Consider the following 17,747-nt stretch of genomic DNA (forward strand, 5'->3'; position numbering starts at 1 on the left):
ATTTACCCGGTGTGGGATCTCTCCATGCGCCATGCAGGGCGCATGGAGAGATGATAAAAATGACGGGCGCTTGCAATGCGCCTGTACGCAAAGACAGACCTTTATCGGTTACTAGAAGTCGGCAGTTTTAGGGGCGCGGGGGAAGGGGATTACGTCGCGGATGTTGGTCATGCCGGTGCAGAATTGCACTGTGCGCTCAAGACCCAAGCCGAAGCCGGCATGCGGGACGCTGCCGAAGCGGCGCAGGTCTAGGTACCACCAGTATTCTTCCGGGTTTAAGCCTTGAGCCCTCATGCGCTCTTCAAGAATTTCCAGGCGATCTTCTCTTTGGCTGCCGCCGATAATTTCACCGACTTTAGGCACAAGCACATCCATTGCGCGGACTGTCGTCTTGTCGTCGCTTAACTTCATGTAGAAGGCTTTGATCCCGGCTGGGTAATCAGTGACGATGACAGGCTTCTTGAATTTCTTCTCGGTTAAATAGCGCTCGTGTTCTGATTGCAAGTCACATCCCCAGGAGACTGGGAATTCAAATGACTCGCCACAGCTTTTCAAAATGTCCACAGCTTCGGTGTAGGTTATTCTGGCGAAATCACTATTGACGATTCCTTTGAGAGTTTCGATAACAGTATTGTCGATGCGCTCATTGAAGAATTCCATGTCTGTTGGGCAATTGGTCAAAACATCGTTGAAAATTGTTTTCAAAAATGATTCAGCACAATCCATGTCACCTTCGAGATCGCAGAAAGCCATTTCCGGCTCAACCATCCAGAATTCAGCCAAGTGACGAGAAGTGTTGGAATTTTCTGCTCTAAAAGTTGGACCGAATGTATAAACATTGCTTAGTGCCAGAGCATAGATTTCTGCTTCTAACTGACCAGACACAGTAAGGTTGGTTGGTCTGCCGAAGAAGTCTTGCTCAAAATCAATAGCTTTGCTGTCGCCGTTTTGATAGGGAATATTGTTTAAATCCAGCGTTGTGACGCGGAACATTTGTCCGGCGCCTTCGCAGTCGCTGGCAGTAATGATTGGCGTGTGGATATACATGAATCCACGAGATTGAAAGAAATTGTGAATCGAACGGCAGATTTCGTTGCGCACGCGAGCAACTGCACCGAATGTGTTTGTTCGTGGACGCAGGTGCGCAATTGTGCGCAGGAACTCCATGGATGTTCCTTTCTTTTGCAACGGGTATGTTGCTGGGTCTGCGTAACCAAATACTTTTACTGACTCGCTTTTTACTTCTGTCGCTTGACCTTTGGCTGGTGATTCCACAATAGATCCAATGATTTCAACGCTGCTGCCGATTCCCAGCTTCAATACTTCCGATTCATAGTTGGACAACTTGTTTTCGACCAGCACCTGGACGTTCTTTATTGTCGATCCGTCGTTGAGTTCCAAGAATGAAAACCCAGCCTTTGAATCGCGCCTTGTTCTAACCCAACCACAAATGCGTACTTTCCTGCCTATGCTAGCCGGCTCAAGAGCCTGAGCAACCGTTGTTCTTTCCAATGCCATTTTCCCCAAAGCCATTCCTGTGAATGCCCTCCCGGTCTTAGTCTTCTGTTTATACCAGATCCAGCCTATTAGTAGTAAGATTCTTACGATAGATGAGCACAGCATGGGCTGTGGCTTTCGGCAATACTTACGAACTGATGAATCCCTTACGCGCAGATCATATTAGTCCTCTCGACATGTTCAAAATCGGTGTTGGTCCGTCCAGCTCGCACACGGTTGGACCAATGGTTGCTGCCATTGCTTTCCGCGAAGGCATCATCAAGGACTTGGCAGGTCAAGATAAGGCGGGTTTAAGGCTGCAGGTCGAGCTATTCGGCTCGTTGTCGGCCACCGGACAGGGGCACGCAACAGATGGCGCTGTCTGTGCCGGGCTATGTGGTTTAAGTCCGCGCTGTGCTGATGTGGATGATATTTGGGCGGCAATGCCGAATCTGCAAAAGGAACCGGTACTGCATCTGGACAATTTGGCAGTTGCATTTCAGCCGGACAAAGACATTATTTGGCAGGGTTGGTTTATGGACGGGCAACCGTTGCCGCATCCCAACACTATTCGATTTCGTCTCTATGATGGCGACAAGAAACTTGCTGAAAGGGTAATACTTTCAGTCGGTGGTGGCTTTGTTGAATCCGTTAATCCGGCTACAGGCATGCGCTCGGCTCCAGCTGATCGTGACGCGCAAATTCAAGTTGCTTATCCTTATAATTCAGCTCAGCAATTTGTTGAACAGTGCACGAAAAACAAATTGCAACCGTGGCAAGTTGTTGTTGCTAATGAAGAGTCACGTGGTCTTGATGAAAAGATGCTTCGTTCAAAACTTGACGAAATTCTCGACACAATGGAAGCTTGTATAGAGCGCGGATTGCACACGGATGGAATATTGCCCGGTGGTTTAAACGTTCAACGTCGTGCAAAAAAGCTTTACGAACAAATTATGACAGGTGCTGTTCCCGGTTGGGCAGGAAATGATTTAAGACCATCCGTTTTTGCGATGGCTGTCAACGAGGAAAATGCAGCAGGCGGACGTGTTGTGACAGCTCCGACCAATGGCTCTTCGGGATTGATACCAGCAGTATGGCGTACACTTAAAGAGACAGAAAATCTTTCACGCGAAGTGATGCAAAATGGGTTAATCAGCGCATCGGTTATCGGCGCTCTTGTGAAAACTCACGCTTCTATTAGTGGTGCAGAAGTTGGCTGCCAGGGTGAAGTCGGCACTTCATGCGCAATGGCCGCAGCTGGTGCCACTATGATGCTCGGCGGCAATGCAGGTCAGATGGAAATGGCGGCAGAGATTGGTATCGAACATCATTTGGGAATGACTTGCGATCCGATTAAGGGGCTAGTGCAAGTACCATGCATTGAACGCAATGCCATGGGTGCTGTGAAGGCATTGAATGCTGCATCGCTTGCCCTGGCTTCCGATGGTACGCATCTTATCTCGCTGGATAGGGCGCTGGAAGTGATGAAGCAGACCGGTCTTGATATGAATCAAAAATACAAAGAAACAGCAACCGGTGGACTTGCCTTGGGTTAAGCGCTAAATAGCTGCAGCTGTTCGGGTTTATCTGATGGCACTGCGTGTGGTTTAGTTGAATTTGCTAGAGTTCGATGCGAATTTCGATTGCGAGGACGAGCGAATTCTTTTCGAAGAAGACTTATTGTTTTATCGTAATTTTTAAAAGAAAAGAAGTCAGGAAATTTCTCTTTCAGTTCAGGAGATCGATTTATTTCCGGCCAATTCATCTGATCTACCCATGCACCCACAACATGAGGCTTGAGCATTTGTACAAGCTTGTCGGGATCGCAAGGTAGCAGCGGTGCCAGCGACGCATAAACGCGGATACCGTTTTCCTTTAGTTTCTCAATAGTTTGAAGGCGGCGTTGAATACTAGGGGCTTTTGGTTCAAAGAGTTTTCTGATTTCATCGTTGTCTGTTGTGAAACTAAATCCGACATTTAGTCTGTTACCAAACTCCTTGAGTAGGTCAATGTCTTGGAGAATCAAATGACTGCGAGTGTGAAGAGTCAATTTTGCCGGCTGATACTTAAGTAATTCCATTAAGCATTTTCTTGTTAGCCGATATTTGAGTTCCAAATACTGATAAGGATCAGTTGCCGAACTAAAAAAGATGCGACTGCCAAAGACCTTTAACCGATCTTTGGCAATTAAATCAGGTGCGTTTGTTTTGACTTCCAGCCAATTCCCCCATTCTTTAACCTCGTGCCTGGCATTGGGAAACTTTGGCACGTAGCAGTAAGAGCAGGCAAAAGCGCATCCTGCGTATGGATTTAGGGAGTAGTCAAAAACTCCTTCTAGCGAGCCGACCTTCTGTGGCGTCAGAATGGATTTGGCTATTATCTCTTGGACATTCCGCATAGGCGGTCGGCTCGAATTGGGAAACCATATATATGTATGGTAAAACAACAAGCCAATTTTGACAAGCCCTTGTTCTTACTGCCGGATCTCTCTATTTAGAGACTCTTTAGCGACTTGGAGCGAGCCAGCTGAGTCTCTGCTTCCTGATAGCGCTGCGTCTTCTTAAGCAGCACGGAATACTCTTCCAGTATTGGAGAAATCATGCAGGTATCTTTGCCGTTTGATTTTTGCGTTATCGAAATTGCCGTTTTAAAGGCTTGCTCGGCTGCTGCGTACTGACCTTCTTTTGTATATGTTTGTCCAAGTGCCAGATAGCATGATGCAGTATTCCAGCCTTTAGATAGGATTTGCTTGTACAGCTGCTCAGCTTCGGCATACTGACCGGTGTGAATATAACAATGACCTAAATCATCCATTTTGCTGAATAGCAGCGGATTGTTTTCACCGAGCGTCTTCTTGCTTGTCTCCAACGCTTTTTTGAAAAGCACGGTTGCTTCTTGATTCTTATGCTGATTCAAATAAATGAAACCCATATTTCCATAGGCACGAGCGAGCGCAAGATGTCCTGGTGTTAGAGTCTTCTCGCGGATTGCCAGCGAATATTGCAAGAGCGGTTCGGCTAGTGTTTTATTTCCGCGGAGGCGGTAAATGCTACCAATTGTGTCGCATGCAGTTGCCAGGTCGACAAATTTAGTCAGTGTGGCAGCCTTTATTCTGCTGTCCGGATTCGCCAATGCTTTAGGAGCTTCGGCAACTTTCTTTGAGGCAAAACCAATTAGCTTTTCAGTTAGTCTATCGGCTTTGGCAATTTCATTTTGTGTAATTCGAAATTGAATTAGTGATACCACACTGGCAATTACTTCTGAACTATCAGCGCCAAGTGAAGCTTCTTGTGTGCGTATCGCGCGCTCATAATAAGGCTCTGCTTTAGCAGGCTGATTTCTCAATTTGTAGAAGTCTGCAAGTGCCTTCAGGCTTTGTGAAAGGCGAATGTCTTTTGTTCCGAACGCTTCGGCTTCCTTAAGAGTAGCCAACATACTTGTTTCGGCTTGCCCGTAACGCCCTTCTGCCAAATATTCAATTCCGGCGTGTCTGTGGTCTTCGTAGGCTTGGTATTTCGCTGTGAGCCCTAGTCCAGTGGTTGAAGCCAGTGCACCAGGGGCTAGAAGCACCTGCAGGCTCAAAAAACAGGATGCCAGACGACTTATCTTTGAGTTCATAAGAGTTGTCCATTGCCAACGACCGGACAATCTTAGCCTATTTAAGATTTCAGATCATGAGCCAGACATTCATTAGGCTCCAGCCAGTTTAATTGCGGAGCAGGCTTGCTGGTATCCTTGTCCGCCTCCTGAAGGAGTTGGACGTCCTTATTAGCCTTTTCGGCCTTTGGTCCGGACTTCTCTTGATCAAACAATTTAGCAGCTGTTTGCAAATCAACAATTGCGCCGGCACGACTGCCTAGTTTTTCCCGCATGAGCCCTCGTGCGAAATATGCATCAGCACACTTGTCGTTAATCTCTAATGCCTTATTCAAATCATTGAGGGCCGCTTTGTAATTGCCGGTATCAGCTTCTATGTACGCAATTCCAAGAAAGCCCGGCACGTATTTTGGATCCAATTTGATTGCTTGTTGAAAGTCCGGCCATGCATCGCGCGTGTTGCGCATTTTGATCTCCGTAGCGCCTCTATGAAAGTAAGCTTGAGACAAAGTCGGATCAAGTTTTATTACCTGTTTGAACTCATTCAATGCGCCGTCATTGTCGTTATTTTTGCATTTCAACTCTGCTGTTTGCATGTAGAGCTTGGCAAACACTGTCGGGAATTTGGCTTCAACTTCAGATCTGAACATAATAGCCAGACCAAAAGCGCCTGCAAGGACAACAAGCAGACCTAAGCCGACAAAGTTAAATCCGCGCTTTTGCGTGGTCATGGGACCACTGTTGTCTTTGTCAGACCAAATGCCTCTGTTGCCGTCGGACTTTACTTCGTCCATAGCATAAGCGCGCCTTTTACCACCGCTATCGCCCGGTAAGAGTGAAGCAAATTGGAGCTGCTTGCGAAAACGGGCGATTGTATTGAGCGGCTCCCAGCCCTGAGTGGCGGTGGGACACCATACTTTAGCGCCCGCCGGCAATATTTTCTTGGTGACCATCTCCAAAAGCGACCTCTCGGAGACGGGCCCCTTTTGTTGACCTTCTTCGAGGTAATACCATTGCTCTTCAGCCATGCTTGCTACGTACCCGACCCGGAATGCCGTCAAACCGGAATTATTGCAATGCTTAACAGTTGCAAGCCGTGTCCATTAGGGATATTACGGCTGACATTATTAGCCAGTCTAATTATCCTTTCACTTAGTAAATGGACTGGATGATTAATGGATAAGACCGGCAAAGAATCTAACCCAGAAATTGACCCGCAATCGGCAGCGGCAAAAGAGAAGCTCTCGGAAGAGCTTGCTGACACCCGAGTGTATTTTCGTGACGGGCTGGTAAGTGGACTTGAAGGAAAAGACGGGCAGCGAACGACGGTTGTTTATGATCAAAACAACGACCATAAAGTGAAATACAGATATGGTGCACCCCTTGTCTCTGAAGTGATTTTTGCAGACAATTCCAAATTGAAACACTTGCCTGACGAGGGACTTTGGCAGAATGATCATGGCGAAAGAATTGATGCACGAGTAGTCGTGCATCAACCGTCAATGATGGATAACCAGGCATATGTGCGATATCGCACGGCTAACGGCGAACTCAAAACAATTTTTGCTGCAAGAGAGGTTACTGGTGCTTGTCTGCCTAACGACGGGCAACTTCTCATGGACCTCTGGAAAAAGAATTTGCCAAGCATCGATCGTGATTCAGACAAAGAAATTCGCTTAAGCGAATTGGTTAAGGCAGTTGCTGATCCATCATTTACTGGATTGGATGCCATTTTTGTAGCAACACTAAAGCGACGATTTGACATCATAAGCGGATTTGGCAAACAGAAAGATAGAGAGACGGTTGACGATAATAAGGACGGTAAGCTGAATTCGCCGGAAGTGCAAAAGGCTCTTCTGGAAAATGACTATGATCTCGATACTTTGGAGAAAGTCAAAAAAATTCAAGAAGTCAAAAGATTCAGCAATCCATTTGAGTTGAAGAAGGCTTTAGCCAAGCCTGCTATTTCCCAGGGCGATATAGAAAGTCTTGCTCAAGCTTTTTCTGATTTTAGACCGGCTTATACAGGGAAAGTGTCTAAGGTTCATGACGATGTCGATACGGTGTTCAACAGTTGGATCTTGTATCAGAACAAAGCATCTTTCATAACTGATAAGTTGTATGAATATGGTCCGAGCGCGAGCATCAAACCGAAGTATGTTCTGCAAGGTGATTCCGGTGATTGTTACTGGCAATCAAGCTTAATGGCACTGGCGCAAACAACGCCGAAACTAATTAAGGACATGATACGACCTGGTGACACTACGCCTTGGAATGTTTATTTTCCTCAGAAGGGCTGGACTAAGCAGGCAATTGCAGTAAGCAGACCAACCGACGTTGAACAACTCCTCTATTCAGGAGCCGCCGGTGGTGGACTGTGGGCTGGTGTGCTGGAGTCGGCGATGGCTATTAATCGAGACAAGTGGTCGGATAAACATACGCGCAGAACAGAAGATCAAACTTTGCAGGACTATGCAGATGGCGGTGTTCAGCGCGAAATGATGCAAATGCTCACCGATAAATTTACAACAACGACTAGTCCACATGTAGAAAAACCAGAGAATTTAGAGAAGCTATTACAGCAATCGATAGATAAGAAGTTACCTATGGGTGCTGGTATGGACAAGCCGACGGTCGAAGGGCTGCATGGCAATCATAATTACGCAATTCTCGGTTACGACAGGGACGCCAAAACGATTGAGATGTTGGACCCAAATCATTATTTGGAGCCTGTTGATAAGAAGGATTTTGCAAAAGACGGTGTGCGCGATGGTAAATTCACGCTGACAATGGAAGAATTTCGCGGTAGTTGTGATGAGTTGAGCTACATGGAAAAAAGTCCAGTGCCGGAGAAGTATATGACTGATCTTTACGACGACAGTAACATTATCAGAGACGATGTCGGCAAGGTTGTGTCCGTTACTCAAGATGAAGCAATCAAGCTCTGCAAACAACAGGGTGGACATTTACCGACTGCTCGAGAATATGCCGAGTACATAAATCCCATTGGGATTTTGGAAGTAGATTACTTAGAGAAAAAATTGAACGGTAAAGTCCCAGATGGTTTTTACAAAGTCGAATGTGTAAATCCGGATGGCAAAGTTGATTCTTTCTATTACAACAATGAGAACTCCCAGAAGTTAACTGGAGAGATTTCGAAATTGTCTTTTTGGACTTCTTCAAAAGTGGTGGGCAATGACAAATATGGACATGTCTTTTACGGTTGGCTTGGTGGTGGTCGCCAGTCGAAAGATGACCATGAAGCCAACTACAAGCATGCAGTTTTGATCATTCGGGATAAAGTGGTCGAGCAAGATCAGTAGCACAGCATCTTGATGCTTGCTTTATTCGTCGGTAGCCTCTAACTGCTTTATCACTTCCCGTGCACTGGCAGCTCTGCTGAAAAACTGACTTTGACGGTGAGCTCTTTTGTGTGGGCGCGTGTATGGTGACGCGTGTGTGGTGAATGGAATGCTCCCGAATCTCACAATACGGATCTTTTGTGCAATATCCGTGGGGTCCGCAATTTGTGGTGATGGACCAGGCCTTCGTCGTGGACAAGACGGACCGCAGGACGAACCTTTACGATTTAGATAAATCCTTTGTATATATCATGGCCGGTGTATCGATATGCGCACTCGCGGGAAGAGCGAATCTGTTTTAGGTCTGCATGAAAAGCAGAATGCTGATTACGCAGGGGCATGAAGCGTATATGCAAAAATGTGAACATTGAATTTTACTAATTCGATCCAGTGTGCCACAATTTGCCTGACTGGTTGGGGCGGATTGAAATGGTGTCATTGCGAAACAGAATTGTCTCGGCGTTTCTATGTTTTGCTGTTGCTTCGCCACCATGTTTTGCGTACAGAGCTAACGGCCCGGCAGGATTTAATAAAGACGAAGCACTGCAGGCGGCCGACATACTTGGTGTTCGTTCGCATGTTGATCGCTTGCTTTCAATGCGTGAGCGTGAACATCTTTCCGATGATGAGCTTGAGCAATTGCTCCTAATGAAGAGCATCATTGTAAGAAAAATTCTGCGCGGTGTTTTGGAAGTCAGAGAAGCCTGTAATAAGGTAGATCTGGAACTCGCATATACATACGATATAGCGAGAAGGGAGGAGAGGCGTCAGGCTTTCATCAACTCTCTCTTTAACCTTGCCGTATTCTCTGAGTTATCTACGTTCTATACCTTGGAACCATTCATGCGAATTCACAAGTATTTTGTGACTTCGGCAGTTTTTACAACTACTAGCGGTTCGCTTGGTACAACCATTGCCACATTGTCGAGAATCCATGGCAAGTATGCAAAAGCAAGTCATGTTCAACCTCCAAAAGTTTTGGACAACGTCGTTGACGGACGCCCTGTAGATACTTCGGGCATGCCGCCTTTGGTTACGAAATTCATGGATTACCCTGAGCCGGGTGACAGTCAGTCTCGTCGAGACGAATTATTTGCAATGTGGAAAAAGCACTATCACATTGATACAACTAATAGAGAAAAGTTGTTTGGCATAGCCGACAAAAAGAGAGCCAGCCTCGGATATCTCAACACCAGAATATTGTTGCTGTGGTCATTGCACACTTTCGTGCAAGATTTTGATCGTAATTTGTTATCTTTGCTAAAAATGGTGCGTAATCCAGCCGTTGATAATCCGGATCTATTGCTTTCCTCTCGCAAGCGCGGTCAGCAATTTAGCAGTGGCTATGACGAAGTGACCGCACTCTTGAATCTGCAATCTTCAGTCGAAGAGCTTAAGCATTTGCGTCAAGCCAACACTCAAAACGTTAGACGCGATGAATTAGAACTACAAATCGTCGAATCGGCTCTAGAAGGGGCGCTTGAAGTACAAGTGGCGGCCGACAGAGTCGACGAAGAATTGAACTACAACTACCACATTGTGCTTGCCCAGCTATTGCAAAGCAGGGCTAAGGCGCTGCAACTTATATATGATGCCAACTTTATTCAGTCAGGCATTCTAGGAATTATTGCCGGTAAATCATATCTGTCGAAAAACTCTATAACAGGCGACACTATGTTCGTGATATCTGGTGGCATAGGCACTGCCATGACAACTTTGGCAACTTTGACTAATCATGGATTCTGGAGGAGAGTAGAGACTGGTCCAACTGGACTGGCGCAAGTAATGGATCTTAACCCTGCCGAAAACTATCGTTTTTCTCCTTTTGTCTCGCACTTCTTAAACGACATTCCTCCAGGCTCAACAGAAGGAAAAACAAGAAGCGAGTTATTGAATAAGCTATGGGCTGAGCGCAAAGTTAGCTCTGTCAAAATTAGCAAACAAAAGAATCGCGAAGCATTAGCCAATATGCCGTCGCATAAATTTGACACCATCAAACTGGTTACTAATCGAATCAAACTTCTGCATTCCTTGAAAAAAGAGTTGGAATTATTCCATGTTGAAGTGTTGGATCTCCTGAAAACAACGGAGCAGCCAAGCTAAACATGAATATAGGCAATCTATATCAGAAGTTGTTTGCAGTAGGGTTTGGAATGTTTCTCGCTATACCCACTCCTGTCTTGGCTGCGAATGTAGATGAATCAACTCGACTAATAGCTGATGCTCAATCTGCAACCGGTACACAGATTTCTCCAAATGCAGAGGAAGTCGCCAAATTGTTGGGACTTGATGCGCAAATACATAGATATTTGGAATTGAAGCGCAATGGCAAACTAGACGTCTTCGATAGAGAAGCTCTTCAGTTGCAGACATCACTAATTAGAAAAGTGATGACGATTGGACTTGAATTGCGCACAGTGTCTGCGCATTTCGACAAAGAAATTACCATTGAACGGCAAGCCGTCGATAGGCTTTCAAACGAACGCGACTTCATCGTGGCGCAGACAAACAATCTCAACTTTTATCAGTTGGGCATTCTATCGATGATTATTGATGGTCCCTTGGCGCAAACTGAAAATAAGCACCGAATTCTGGCAAGTAATCAATTGAATATAGTCTCCGGCTTAATGGTCGGTGGATTGGCGGCTCTGGCATTTTTGGAACGCCGAGGCGGCATTAGACATACACGCGCAGAGCCAAACTTATTAGGTCAAACGTTGGGACTCAATGCTCCAAGTTACGAACAACTGCCTCCATTCTTGTGGACTTATTTGAATTCAGTTGCGCCTGATTCAACTAGTGGTCTAACGCGCAGGCAGCAATTGCTCGAATATTGGAAGCATGGCAGAAATCTTTCCATCAACATCAAGAAGCCCAAAAATATTGAGAAAGTATCTGTGCTTGGACCTCATCACCATCAGTGGTGCGAATCGATCAAGCTAATTAATAACCGACTATCAATGATGTTTGATTTACGCGCCATGATTGATCTTTTAAATACCGGTTTAGCGGAATTATTAGAGGCGCTTGATTAACAAGTCGCTCTGTAAAGGTTTTCAACTCAATTTGTTAAAGCACAGTCTCTCCACCGAATGCTGGGTAGAACCAAGCATAGGTACAAAGGAGACTAAAAATGCCGAAGCAAATTTTATCGCTTGCCTTAAGCTTGGGTTTAGGGCTATTTTCAATTAATCCGTCATTTGCTGACGAGCAAACGGCCAGCGCCTTGTTTGCCGAGCCCAGTACTATCCTGCAGCGGTTGCGATTGAAGGCTGGCACATTGGTGGATGGTTCCTATTATGTACCTGCGGTCTTAGGAACCATTCGCTGGGGCTATCTGCCGAATAAGGATTCAAGACCAATACTAACCGTACCTTCCGGCAGTCTGATAACGTTTGACACTTTGTCATCGGAAGGAATGGTCGAGGATCAAGGTCGTGATCCTGTTAAATTCTTTGGCAAATTTGGTGTTCAAGAAAATGACGTACTCAACGATGCAAAGGAAATATGTGCATCCAAGTTAGTGCACGACATAACAAAGGACGGACCGCACATTATTCAGGGACCTGTGGCCGTAGAAGGCGCTCAGCCTGGTGATGTTCTGAAAATAGATATTGTCTCACTGACGCCACGAGTGCCGTATGGCATTGTCGGAAATAGACATGGAAAAGGCGCTCTACCGGGCGAGTTCCCACAAAATAATGGACCAGAGCCAGGTGCCAGCGCAGAGCATCCGGAGTTATACGGTAATGTTTTTAAGTTTGTGCCGATTAAGAAAATCAATGGAGAATGGTATGGCGTTTTCCACAACGCAGCCGGTAAGGAAATAACATTTCCTATTCACCCATTCATAGGGACAATGGGTGTAGCTGCTAACACATCAGCAAAGCTAAATTCTATACCGCCATCCTCATTTGGTGGCAACCTGGATTTGAAAGATTTGACGCCTGGATCGACTCTCTATGTCCCAATACAGGTGCCTGGAGCGAAATTTTTCATAGGCGATCCGCACTTTGCGCAAGGTGATGGCGAAGTTGCTCTAACTGCTTTGGAAGCATCGCTTCGCGCTGAAATTAGACTGACACTTCTCAAGGAAGGTGATCCGGCAATTCCAGGCAAAGGTTTATTTACAGAACCATTTGCAGAAACCCCTGAGTATTGGATGCCTATTGGACTGGATGCCGATCTTGATGAAGCAATGAAAAAGACTGTAAGAGCCGCAATAAAATTTCTGGTCGATAAGTTAGGTATGGATCCGGCAACAGCAATGGCCTATTTAAGCGCGGCTACTGACTTTGAAATAACTCAAGTTGTTGACGAGACTAAAGGAGTCCACGCCCATATCAGGAAGAAGGATTTCGCTAATGCCAAATAGAGATGTACAACTTGCAGCCGTGCTGATACTGTTGCTTTGGCAATTGGAACCAGCCTTGTCGCAAGTGGCTCCGAGTCGCGATACGAAAAAAGTTGTAATTTCCAGTCAAGTTGAAAGTGGGCTTGAACGTATTACATACGCAACTGTCAACGGTAATGTAATAGCCACACTGCCGGCTGAAATTGCGCCGGATGACAATATTTGGGGCACTGTTACGTTGGCTCCCTCAGGTAAATCTGAGCAGGATCGACGAGTTAATTTCAATGCGCTGAAGAAGCTCTTGGTAGAACTAAAACCTGAGCATGGCACCGCCATAGTGATGGCGCCTGGTTGCCAACCAAAGGTTTTGCATATACCAAAAGATTGTGCAGAGATACAGGCTAGTCTCTATGATCCTGACGACAGAAGCATGACTACATACCGTCTAAATTGTCTTCCCAATAAACCCAAGAGCGACTTAGGCAACAGTCAGGCAAAGATGCCACAAGTGGCAACGCCAAAGCGCTTTTTTCGCTGTGGAGCAAACACTGATGGATCGCCTGGCAATGGTGCTTGCACTATGAACGGCGAGAACTGTCCTGCAATAGCTGGCAGTCCTCGTGATCAGTTTTTTGCTGCTCCTAATGACTTACCGCAAGGACCAGTATTGATGAAACTCTATCTGCCGGAAACAAATCAGGTTGCCGAATCACAAGTCTCCGTCATGAAACCAAAAATTTCTGCTGATAAGTTACTGAAGGTCGGAGACCGCGGACAAATTAAAATTTCGGTTGAAGGAATGAAGCCGGGTACAAGTGCCAATTTGATATTTCGCAATTTGTCGCCTGAAGTAATTAGCGTTGCCGGTGGTGACTATCAAGTAATTCCGCTGTCGAAGTGAGTAATTAGAAAATGAAAATAGCTTTTATAGCTCTTAGTTTGTGTTTTATCTGCCCGGCGTATGCTAATGACATGGCGCCGCCCAGCACTCCACCGCCTGATGATCAGCCGAACGTTGTATTGCAAATGCAAGCAAAACAACCGGGAGATTATAACTTTCAGGCTTCAGTGCAGGCACCACCAAAATCAGTACCGTTTAGTGGCGGTAAATTGGGCATGATAACGCCGGTTATTTTAAATGGACTGAAGTACGTTGACCTTGAAACAGGTCTGGAAATACCGCCGCCATGGGCTAAAACCATACCGCCAATGCCGAATCTATCCTTGCCACCAGTCCCGGAGCCTGAGCCGCTTCCACCGGCACCAAATCCTCCTAATCACGGACGAATTATGGCTGTAGGTCGTGATCCATATAATCCCGGCGGTGTCATCATTACCTATCAAGATGGCACCATTGAACGCGTATCGCCTCCAGCTAAGAAGTAGCACTGCATTCGTTTCAGTTATTTATCTATTTTCTGCAGCAGGCAATCTATTGCCGTTGAGAGACAAATACTGATGCACCAGCATTGGCAGTGTTCCGAACTGAATTATCATGTTTATCAGGTTGAATAGAATTCTCGGCATCATCGGGACGAATTGATTGTAGTTCAAGCTCAACACAGAAACAGCAATTAGAACTATCAAAGAAAAAACAGAGGAAAAGAAAAATAGAAAAATAGGGGCGTGCATATAGTGCAGAACTTGCCAAACGTGTCCCTTTGTAAGTGAGCTACTTGTCGAAAGGCTGGCTAATGGACCTTTACCTTCTGCAACTGCGGCTACGACGGCAAGGGAATAACGAGCCATCCACCAAATACCTGGAACAACTAAAAATACCATTAGTATTATGGCAACCCAGCCGTAAATTAGGTTAATCAAAAAAATCGTGCCAACGGGTAATTGTATTTTGTCTACAAATTCGCTCTGAACGTCTTTGTTTCTGAGACTATTTTGAAGGATTTTGGCGGACAAGAAAATTGCCGGATAAATGGCTGCAATTGCAATAAATGAAGCGCGCGGGAAAACTGTCGCTAAGCATGTGCAACCAAGTAACCAAAATGTCATGCCTTTAGATTCGCTCAGAGAAAGCCAAACAACAGGCAGGTAATTACCAAAGTCTCGCCAGCTTGCTTTCGCTGAATCTCTCGAAATAAGCATAACTATGACAAAGACGACAAACAGAAACAAAGCTCCGACAATAATCATGCCGAAAGGACCAGAAGCTACCAATGATTGCCACAATAGATAGAAGATGGCCTTAATTCCATCGTTGGTTGCTTTGTCACCCTGCCCGATCTTGGCATATGCATGAGCGCGAGCGAGATACGTGTAGGCATCCGATGGACGCAATTCAATATCGTTGGTGTAGTCGTCAATTGCCTTCTCGTACTGTCCAAGATCACTATAAATTGCACCGCGGGCGCGAAATACATAGTCATACTCCGGATTCAATATAACGGCTTGGCTAAAGTCATCAATTGCTTTTTGATGATCTCCTTTTTGTTCATAGGCGTCTGCTCGACAGGAATAGCCATATTCATTGTTCTGATCAAGACTGATTGCTTTGTTAGCATCTTCAAACGAGTCCTGACCGGCGTGAAATTTTGCGTCCGCTCTAGATGCATAGGCATCCGCACTTTTCGGATTTAGCTCAATTGCCTTGTCCAGGGCAACAATCGCGCCCTTAAAATCTTCCTGGTCAAAAAGGTCTTGTCCTTGTTTGAGTGCATCGTCAAAAGGGGTTGATACCGCGCTCAGTTGACACACAGTAAGTAGCGCGAAAGCTATTGTAAAATACCGCACTACACCGCAAGCCGATTTAGACATACCAGTCACCAATACTTTTAAAGGAAGCCTAATCGAAAGTATACCCGCCTGTCCAAGTGGTGAGGCACAATAGACGTCTGATAACGGAGTTATGTCTAGCATGTTAAGCTATGCGTATGATTGCAATTCGTTCAGCTATTTTTTCCGACTCTAAAGCGATGGCGGAATTGTTGTCTGAGTCTAAGATGCAAAACCAAATCATCCTGTCGAAGAACTCTGAGTATTGGGTGTACTACGACGGTGAAACGCTGGTCGCTATGGTAGGAAACGAATACGTTGATAGTCTTGCTCTGATTAAGAGCTTAGTTGTTCGCGGGGAAATGCGAGGCAAAGGTATTGCAAAAGACCTACTGCAGAAGGCGATTAAAGAAGCTCTAGAGAAAAAATGCACTAATATCTATGCAATTACCAGCACTGCTCCGGAGTTCTTTGAGAAATTTGGATTCACTGAGGTGCCTCAAAATGAGGCTAGAGAAAAGCTCAAAGGTCTACCACAGGTAGACTACTTCAATGATCAAAACGATTGGCCTGAAAAGCGCAAAACGTTTCAATACAAATAAAAAAAGAAGGCTTTCGCCTTCAGGGGAGTTTAAGTGAGCTTGCCAACCAATTTGGTTTTGTCTCGGCTATAAATTTGGTCTGGACGTTCACCACCTCAAGGACAAGCTTAGGACTCTGACCAGGGCGGCTGTTGTCGTAAACCCTAAGTCCATCCATTTCGCTAATCGCTAGAGGCAAATTTTTCAGGCTGGACTCGTAAATTAGTCTGAGTTGATTGACTGGAGCTGAATGTCCTCCTGCAAAGCCCCTCGCAATGACACGCTTAAGGCAATTATCAAAACTGCCGCCGCAGACATAAAGCATCTCGATTTGGAATCCTGCTTCCCTTGCGAGTTTCGCTTGATTGAAAGTGACGTCGCTGCGGAGTGTAGTCTCAATAGCAAAACTTTTTTGCCTCTTAATCTGCTCAATGACAAAGTCTTCGAATTCTTTGCCGACGCGTTTACGCACAGCAAGAGTAATGCCTTGATACGATCCGCCGTTTAGTTCGGCGGCGCGATCATCTGCATTGAAATAGTCCAACCCAAAGCTCTTAACCGGGAACGCAGTGGATTTCCCGCTTCCCGGCGGACCAGCCACAATCACCATTCTCGGCTGCATTAGCCGCCAACGTCACGGTCGGAGCCTGGTTCCATGTCTGCAGGCAGTCCGCATTTAAGTAAGGTACCGTTCTTGTCCACGATACCTTGCTTTTGTAGGTCTTCAAAAGCTTTCTTTACCCGCTTTCCTGCCTGGGCTTCTTCCTGCTTGAAGAAAGCTGCTCTTTCGGAGGGTAAATGCAAATCGACGTTTGACCAAGTCGGGCTGGTAACTTTTGTGTCCAGCTCGTGGCGAAGATCAATGAGATCCTCTGGTGAGAGTTGGTCAACAAGTTTCAGTACTTGCTCAAGGCTCGGTTTTTTCTTGGGTTGAACCATTGGTTTCTCCAATACACCCTAATTCTACGCCTTCCACAAAATGTGGCAAACAAAAAAGAAGGCTTTCGCCTTCCATCTTTTTTGTTCTTATTCAGGTTTGAACCCTGATAACTGAACAGCCATTAAGAGCGCCTATCGTCTCGACTAACCAGGTCTTTTGAGCTTTATCTACCTTTGGTTAGCTTCATTGACATCGACCTAGAGAAATGCGACACGTGAGTGTCACGATGGCAGAGTTCAACCCCACACCAATGGGGCATATCTGCTATCTCCCTAGAAAGGAGGTGATCCAGCCGCACCTTCCGGTACGGCTACCTTGTTACGACTTCGTCCCAGTCATCGGCCCTGCCTTAGGCGGCTGCTTCCTTACGGTTAGCGCACCGACTTCGGGCGTGACCAACTTCCATGACGTGACGGGCGGTGTGTACAAGGCCCGGGAACGTATTCAACGCCACGTGCTGATTGGCGTTTACTAGCGATTCCGACTTCACGCAGGCGAGTTGCAGCCTACGATCCGAACTGAGACTGGGTTTGGCGATTCGCTCCACCTCGCGGCTTTGCATCGCATTGTCCCAGCCATTGTAACACGTGTGTAGCCCAGGGCATAAAGGGCATGATGACTTGACGTCGTCCCCACCTTCCTCCGGTTTGTCACCGGCAGTCTCGCTAGAGTGCTCAGCATTACCTGAT

The 17,747-nt window shown here is 46.0% G+C and carries 15 protein-coding genes and 1 rRNA gene; 8 read left to right on the plus strand and 8 right to left on the minus strand.

Annotated elements, in window-relative coordinates:
* Positions 1-111: 111 nt before the first annotated feature.
* Complete coding sequence (gene asnS / locus K2Y22_17790) at positions 112-1,518, minus strand: asparagine--tRNA ligase (protein MBX9880315.1); 1,407 nt, start codon at positions 1,516-1,518, stop codon at positions 112-114.
* Between the two features lie 92 nt (positions 1,519-1,610).
* Here asnS and K2Y22_17795 point away from each other — a divergent pair, with 92 nt between their 5' ends.
* Positions 1,611-3,053: an L-serine ammonia-lyase gene (locus tag K2Y22_17795; GenBank protein ID MBX9880316.1), complete on the plus strand. Its 1,443-nt coding sequence runs from the start codon at positions 1,611-1,613 to the stop codon at positions 3,051-3,053.
* Here the strand turns inward: K2Y22_17795 and K2Y22_17800 are convergent.
* From K2Y22_17800 to K2Y22_17810, 3 genes are all read right to left on the minus strand, one after another.
* Positions 3,050-3,895, minus strand: coding sequence for a radical SAM protein (locus K2Y22_17800; protein MBX9880317.1), 846 nt, complete (start codon positions 3,893-3,895; stop codon positions 3,050-3,052). The genes K2Y22_17795 and K2Y22_17800 overlap by 4 nt on opposite strands.
* Positions 3,896-3,990: 95 nt before the next feature.
* Positions 3,991-5,115, minus strand: coding sequence for a tetratricopeptide repeat protein (locus tag K2Y22_17805; GenBank protein ID MBX9880318.1), 1,125 nt, complete (start codon positions 5,113-5,115; stop codon positions 3,991-3,993).
* A gap of 41 nt (positions 5,116-5,156) precedes the next feature.
* Positions 5,157-6,122 carry a tetratricopeptide repeat protein gene (locus K2Y22_17810; GenBank protein MBX9880319.1) on the minus strand — a complete coding sequence of 322 codons (966 nt, stop codon included), beginning with the start codon at positions 6,120-6,122 and terminating at the stop codon, positions 5,157-5,159.
* Between the two features lie 147 nt (positions 6,123-6,269).
* Here K2Y22_17810 and K2Y22_17815 point away from each other — a divergent pair, with 147 nt between their 5' ends.
* From K2Y22_17815 to K2Y22_17840, 6 genes are all read left to right on the plus strand, one after another.
* Positions 6,270-8,417, plus strand: coding sequence for a hypothetical protein (locus tag K2Y22_17815; protein ID MBX9880320.1), 2,148 nt, complete (start codon positions 6,270-6,272; stop codon positions 8,415-8,417).
* A gap of 468 nt (positions 8,418-8,885) precedes the next feature.
* Positions 8,886-10,559: a hypothetical protein gene (locus K2Y22_17820; GenBank protein MBX9880321.1), complete on the plus strand. Its 1,674-nt coding sequence runs from the start codon at positions 8,886-8,888 to the stop codon at positions 10,557-10,559.
* Between the two features lie 50 nt (positions 10,560-10,609).
* Positions 10,610-11,491: a hypothetical protein gene (locus K2Y22_17825; GenBank protein ID MBX9880322.1), complete on the plus strand. Its 882-nt coding sequence runs from the start codon at positions 10,610-10,612 to the stop codon at positions 11,489-11,491.
* Between the two features lie 98 nt (positions 11,492-11,589).
* Positions 11,590-12,831 carry an acetamidase/formamidase family protein gene (locus K2Y22_17830; protein MBX9880323.1) on the plus strand — a complete coding sequence of 414 codons (1,242 nt, stop codon included), beginning with the start codon at positions 11,590-11,592 and terminating at the stop codon, positions 12,829-12,831.
* Positions 12,821-13,711 (plus strand): hypothetical protein, encoded by an 891-nt coding sequence (locus K2Y22_17835; GenBank protein MBX9880324.1) that lies wholly within the window; start codon positions 12,821-12,823, stop codon positions 13,709-13,711. Before K2Y22_17830 ends, K2Y22_17835 begins: the two co-directional genes overlap by 11 nt.
* An 11-nt stretch (positions 13,712-13,722) precedes the next feature.
* A complete protein-coding gene (locus K2Y22_17840; GenBank protein ID MBX9880325.1) occupies positions 13,723-14,196 on the plus strand; it encodes a hypothetical protein in 474 nt (157 codons plus the stop codon).
* Between the two features lie 21 nt (positions 14,197-14,217).
* Here the strand turns inward: K2Y22_17840 and K2Y22_17845 are convergent, their stop codons facing one another.
* Positions 14,218-15,579 (minus strand): tetratricopeptide repeat protein, encoded by a 1,362-nt coding sequence (locus K2Y22_17845; protein MBX9880326.1) that lies wholly within the window; start codon positions 15,577-15,579, stop codon positions 14,218-14,220.
* Between the two features lie 110 nt (positions 15,580-15,689).
* Between K2Y22_17845 and K2Y22_17850 the strand changes: the two genes are divergently transcribed.
* Positions 15,690-16,139 (plus strand): GNAT family N-acetyltransferase, encoded by a 450-nt coding sequence (locus K2Y22_17850; GenBank protein MBX9880327.1) that lies wholly within the window; start codon positions 15,690-15,692, stop codon positions 16,137-16,139.
* A 19-nt stretch (positions 16,140-16,158) separates the two neighbouring features.
* Here the strand turns inward: K2Y22_17850 and K2Y22_17855 are convergent, their stop codons facing one another.
* From K2Y22_17855 to K2Y22_17865, 3 genes are all read right to left on the minus strand, one after another.
* Positions 16,159-16,740 carry a hypothetical protein gene (locus K2Y22_17855; protein ID MBX9880328.1) on the minus strand — a complete coding sequence of 194 codons (582 nt, stop codon included), beginning with the start codon at positions 16,738-16,740 and terminating at the stop codon, positions 16,159-16,161.
* Positions 16,740-17,057, minus strand: a complete 318-nt coding sequence (locus K2Y22_17860) for a hypothetical protein (protein MBX9880329.1) — start codon at positions 17,055-17,057, stop codon at positions 16,740-16,742. The genes K2Y22_17855 and K2Y22_17860 overlap by 1 nt, the downstream gene beginning before the upstream one ends.
* 277 nt (positions 17,058-17,334) lie before the next feature.
* Positions 17,335-17,747, minus strand: a 16S ribosomal RNA gene (locus tag K2Y22_17865); the annotation flags it as partial.

It is taken from the genome of Candidatus Obscuribacterales bacterium, assembly GCA_019744775.1.
Taxonomy (GTDB): Bacteria; Cyanobacteriota; Vampirovibrionia; order Obscuribacterales; family Obscuribacteraceae; genus SBAT01.

Bases quoted from the DNA above. Each gene is read 5' to 3' on its own strand.
- K2Y22_17805 (MBX9880318.1), bottom strand. From the start codon at position 5,115: ATGAACTCAAAGATAAGTCGTCTGGCATCCTGTTTTTTGAGCCTGCAG.
- K2Y22_17830 (MBX9880323.1), top strand. From the start codon at position 11,590: ATGCCGAAGCAAATTTTATCGCTTGCCTTAAGCTTGGGTTTAGGGCTA.
- K2Y22_17855 (MBX9880328.1), bottom strand. From the start codon at position 16,740: ATGCAGCCGAGAATGGTGATTGTGGCTGGTCCGCCGGGAAGCGGGAAA.
- K2Y22_17850 (MBX9880327.1), top strand. From the start codon at position 15,690: ATGCGTATGATTGCAATTCGTTCAGCTATTTTTTCCGACTCTAAAGCG.
- K2Y22_17815 (MBX9880320.1), top strand. From the start codon at position 6,270: ATGGATAAGACCGGCAAAGAATCTAACCCAGAAATTGACCCGCAATCG.
- K2Y22_17820 (MBX9880321.1), top strand. From the start codon at position 8,886: ATGGTGTCATTGCGAAACAGAATTGTCTCGGCGTTTCTATGTTTTGCT.
- K2Y22_17800 (MBX9880317.1), bottom strand. From the start codon at position 3,895: ATGCGGAATGTCCAAGAGATAATAGCCAAATCCATTCTGACGCCACAG.
- K2Y22_17795 (MBX9880316.1), top strand. From the start codon at position 1,611: ATGAGCACAGCATGGGCTGTGGCTTTCGGCAATACTTACGAACTGATG.
- asnS (MBX9880315.1), bottom strand. From the start codon at position 1,518: ATGGCATTGGAAAGAACAACGGTTGCTCAGGCTCTTGAGCCGGCTAGC.
- K2Y22_17845 (MBX9880326.1), bottom strand. From the start codon at position 15,579: ATGTCTAAATCGGCTTGCGGTGTAGTGCGGTATTTTACAATAGCTTTC.
- K2Y22_17825 (MBX9880322.1), top strand. From the start codon at position 10,610: ATGTTTCTCGCTATACCCACTCCTGTCTTGGCTGCGAATGTAGATGAA.
- K2Y22_17835 (MBX9880324.1), top strand. From the start codon at position 12,821: ATGCCAAATAGAGATGTACAACTTGCAGCCGTGCTGATACTGTTGCTT.
- K2Y22_17840 (MBX9880325.1), top strand. From the start codon at position 13,723: ATGAAAATAGCTTTTATAGCTCTTAGTTTGTGTTTTATCTGCCCGGCG.
- K2Y22_17860 (MBX9880329.1), bottom strand. From the start codon at position 17,057: ATGGTTCAACCCAAGAAAAAACCGAGCCTTGAGCAAGTACTGAAACTT.
- K2Y22_17810 (MBX9880319.1), bottom strand. From the start codon at position 6,122: ATGGCTGAAGAGCAATGGTATTACCTCGAAGAAGGTCAACAAAAGGGG.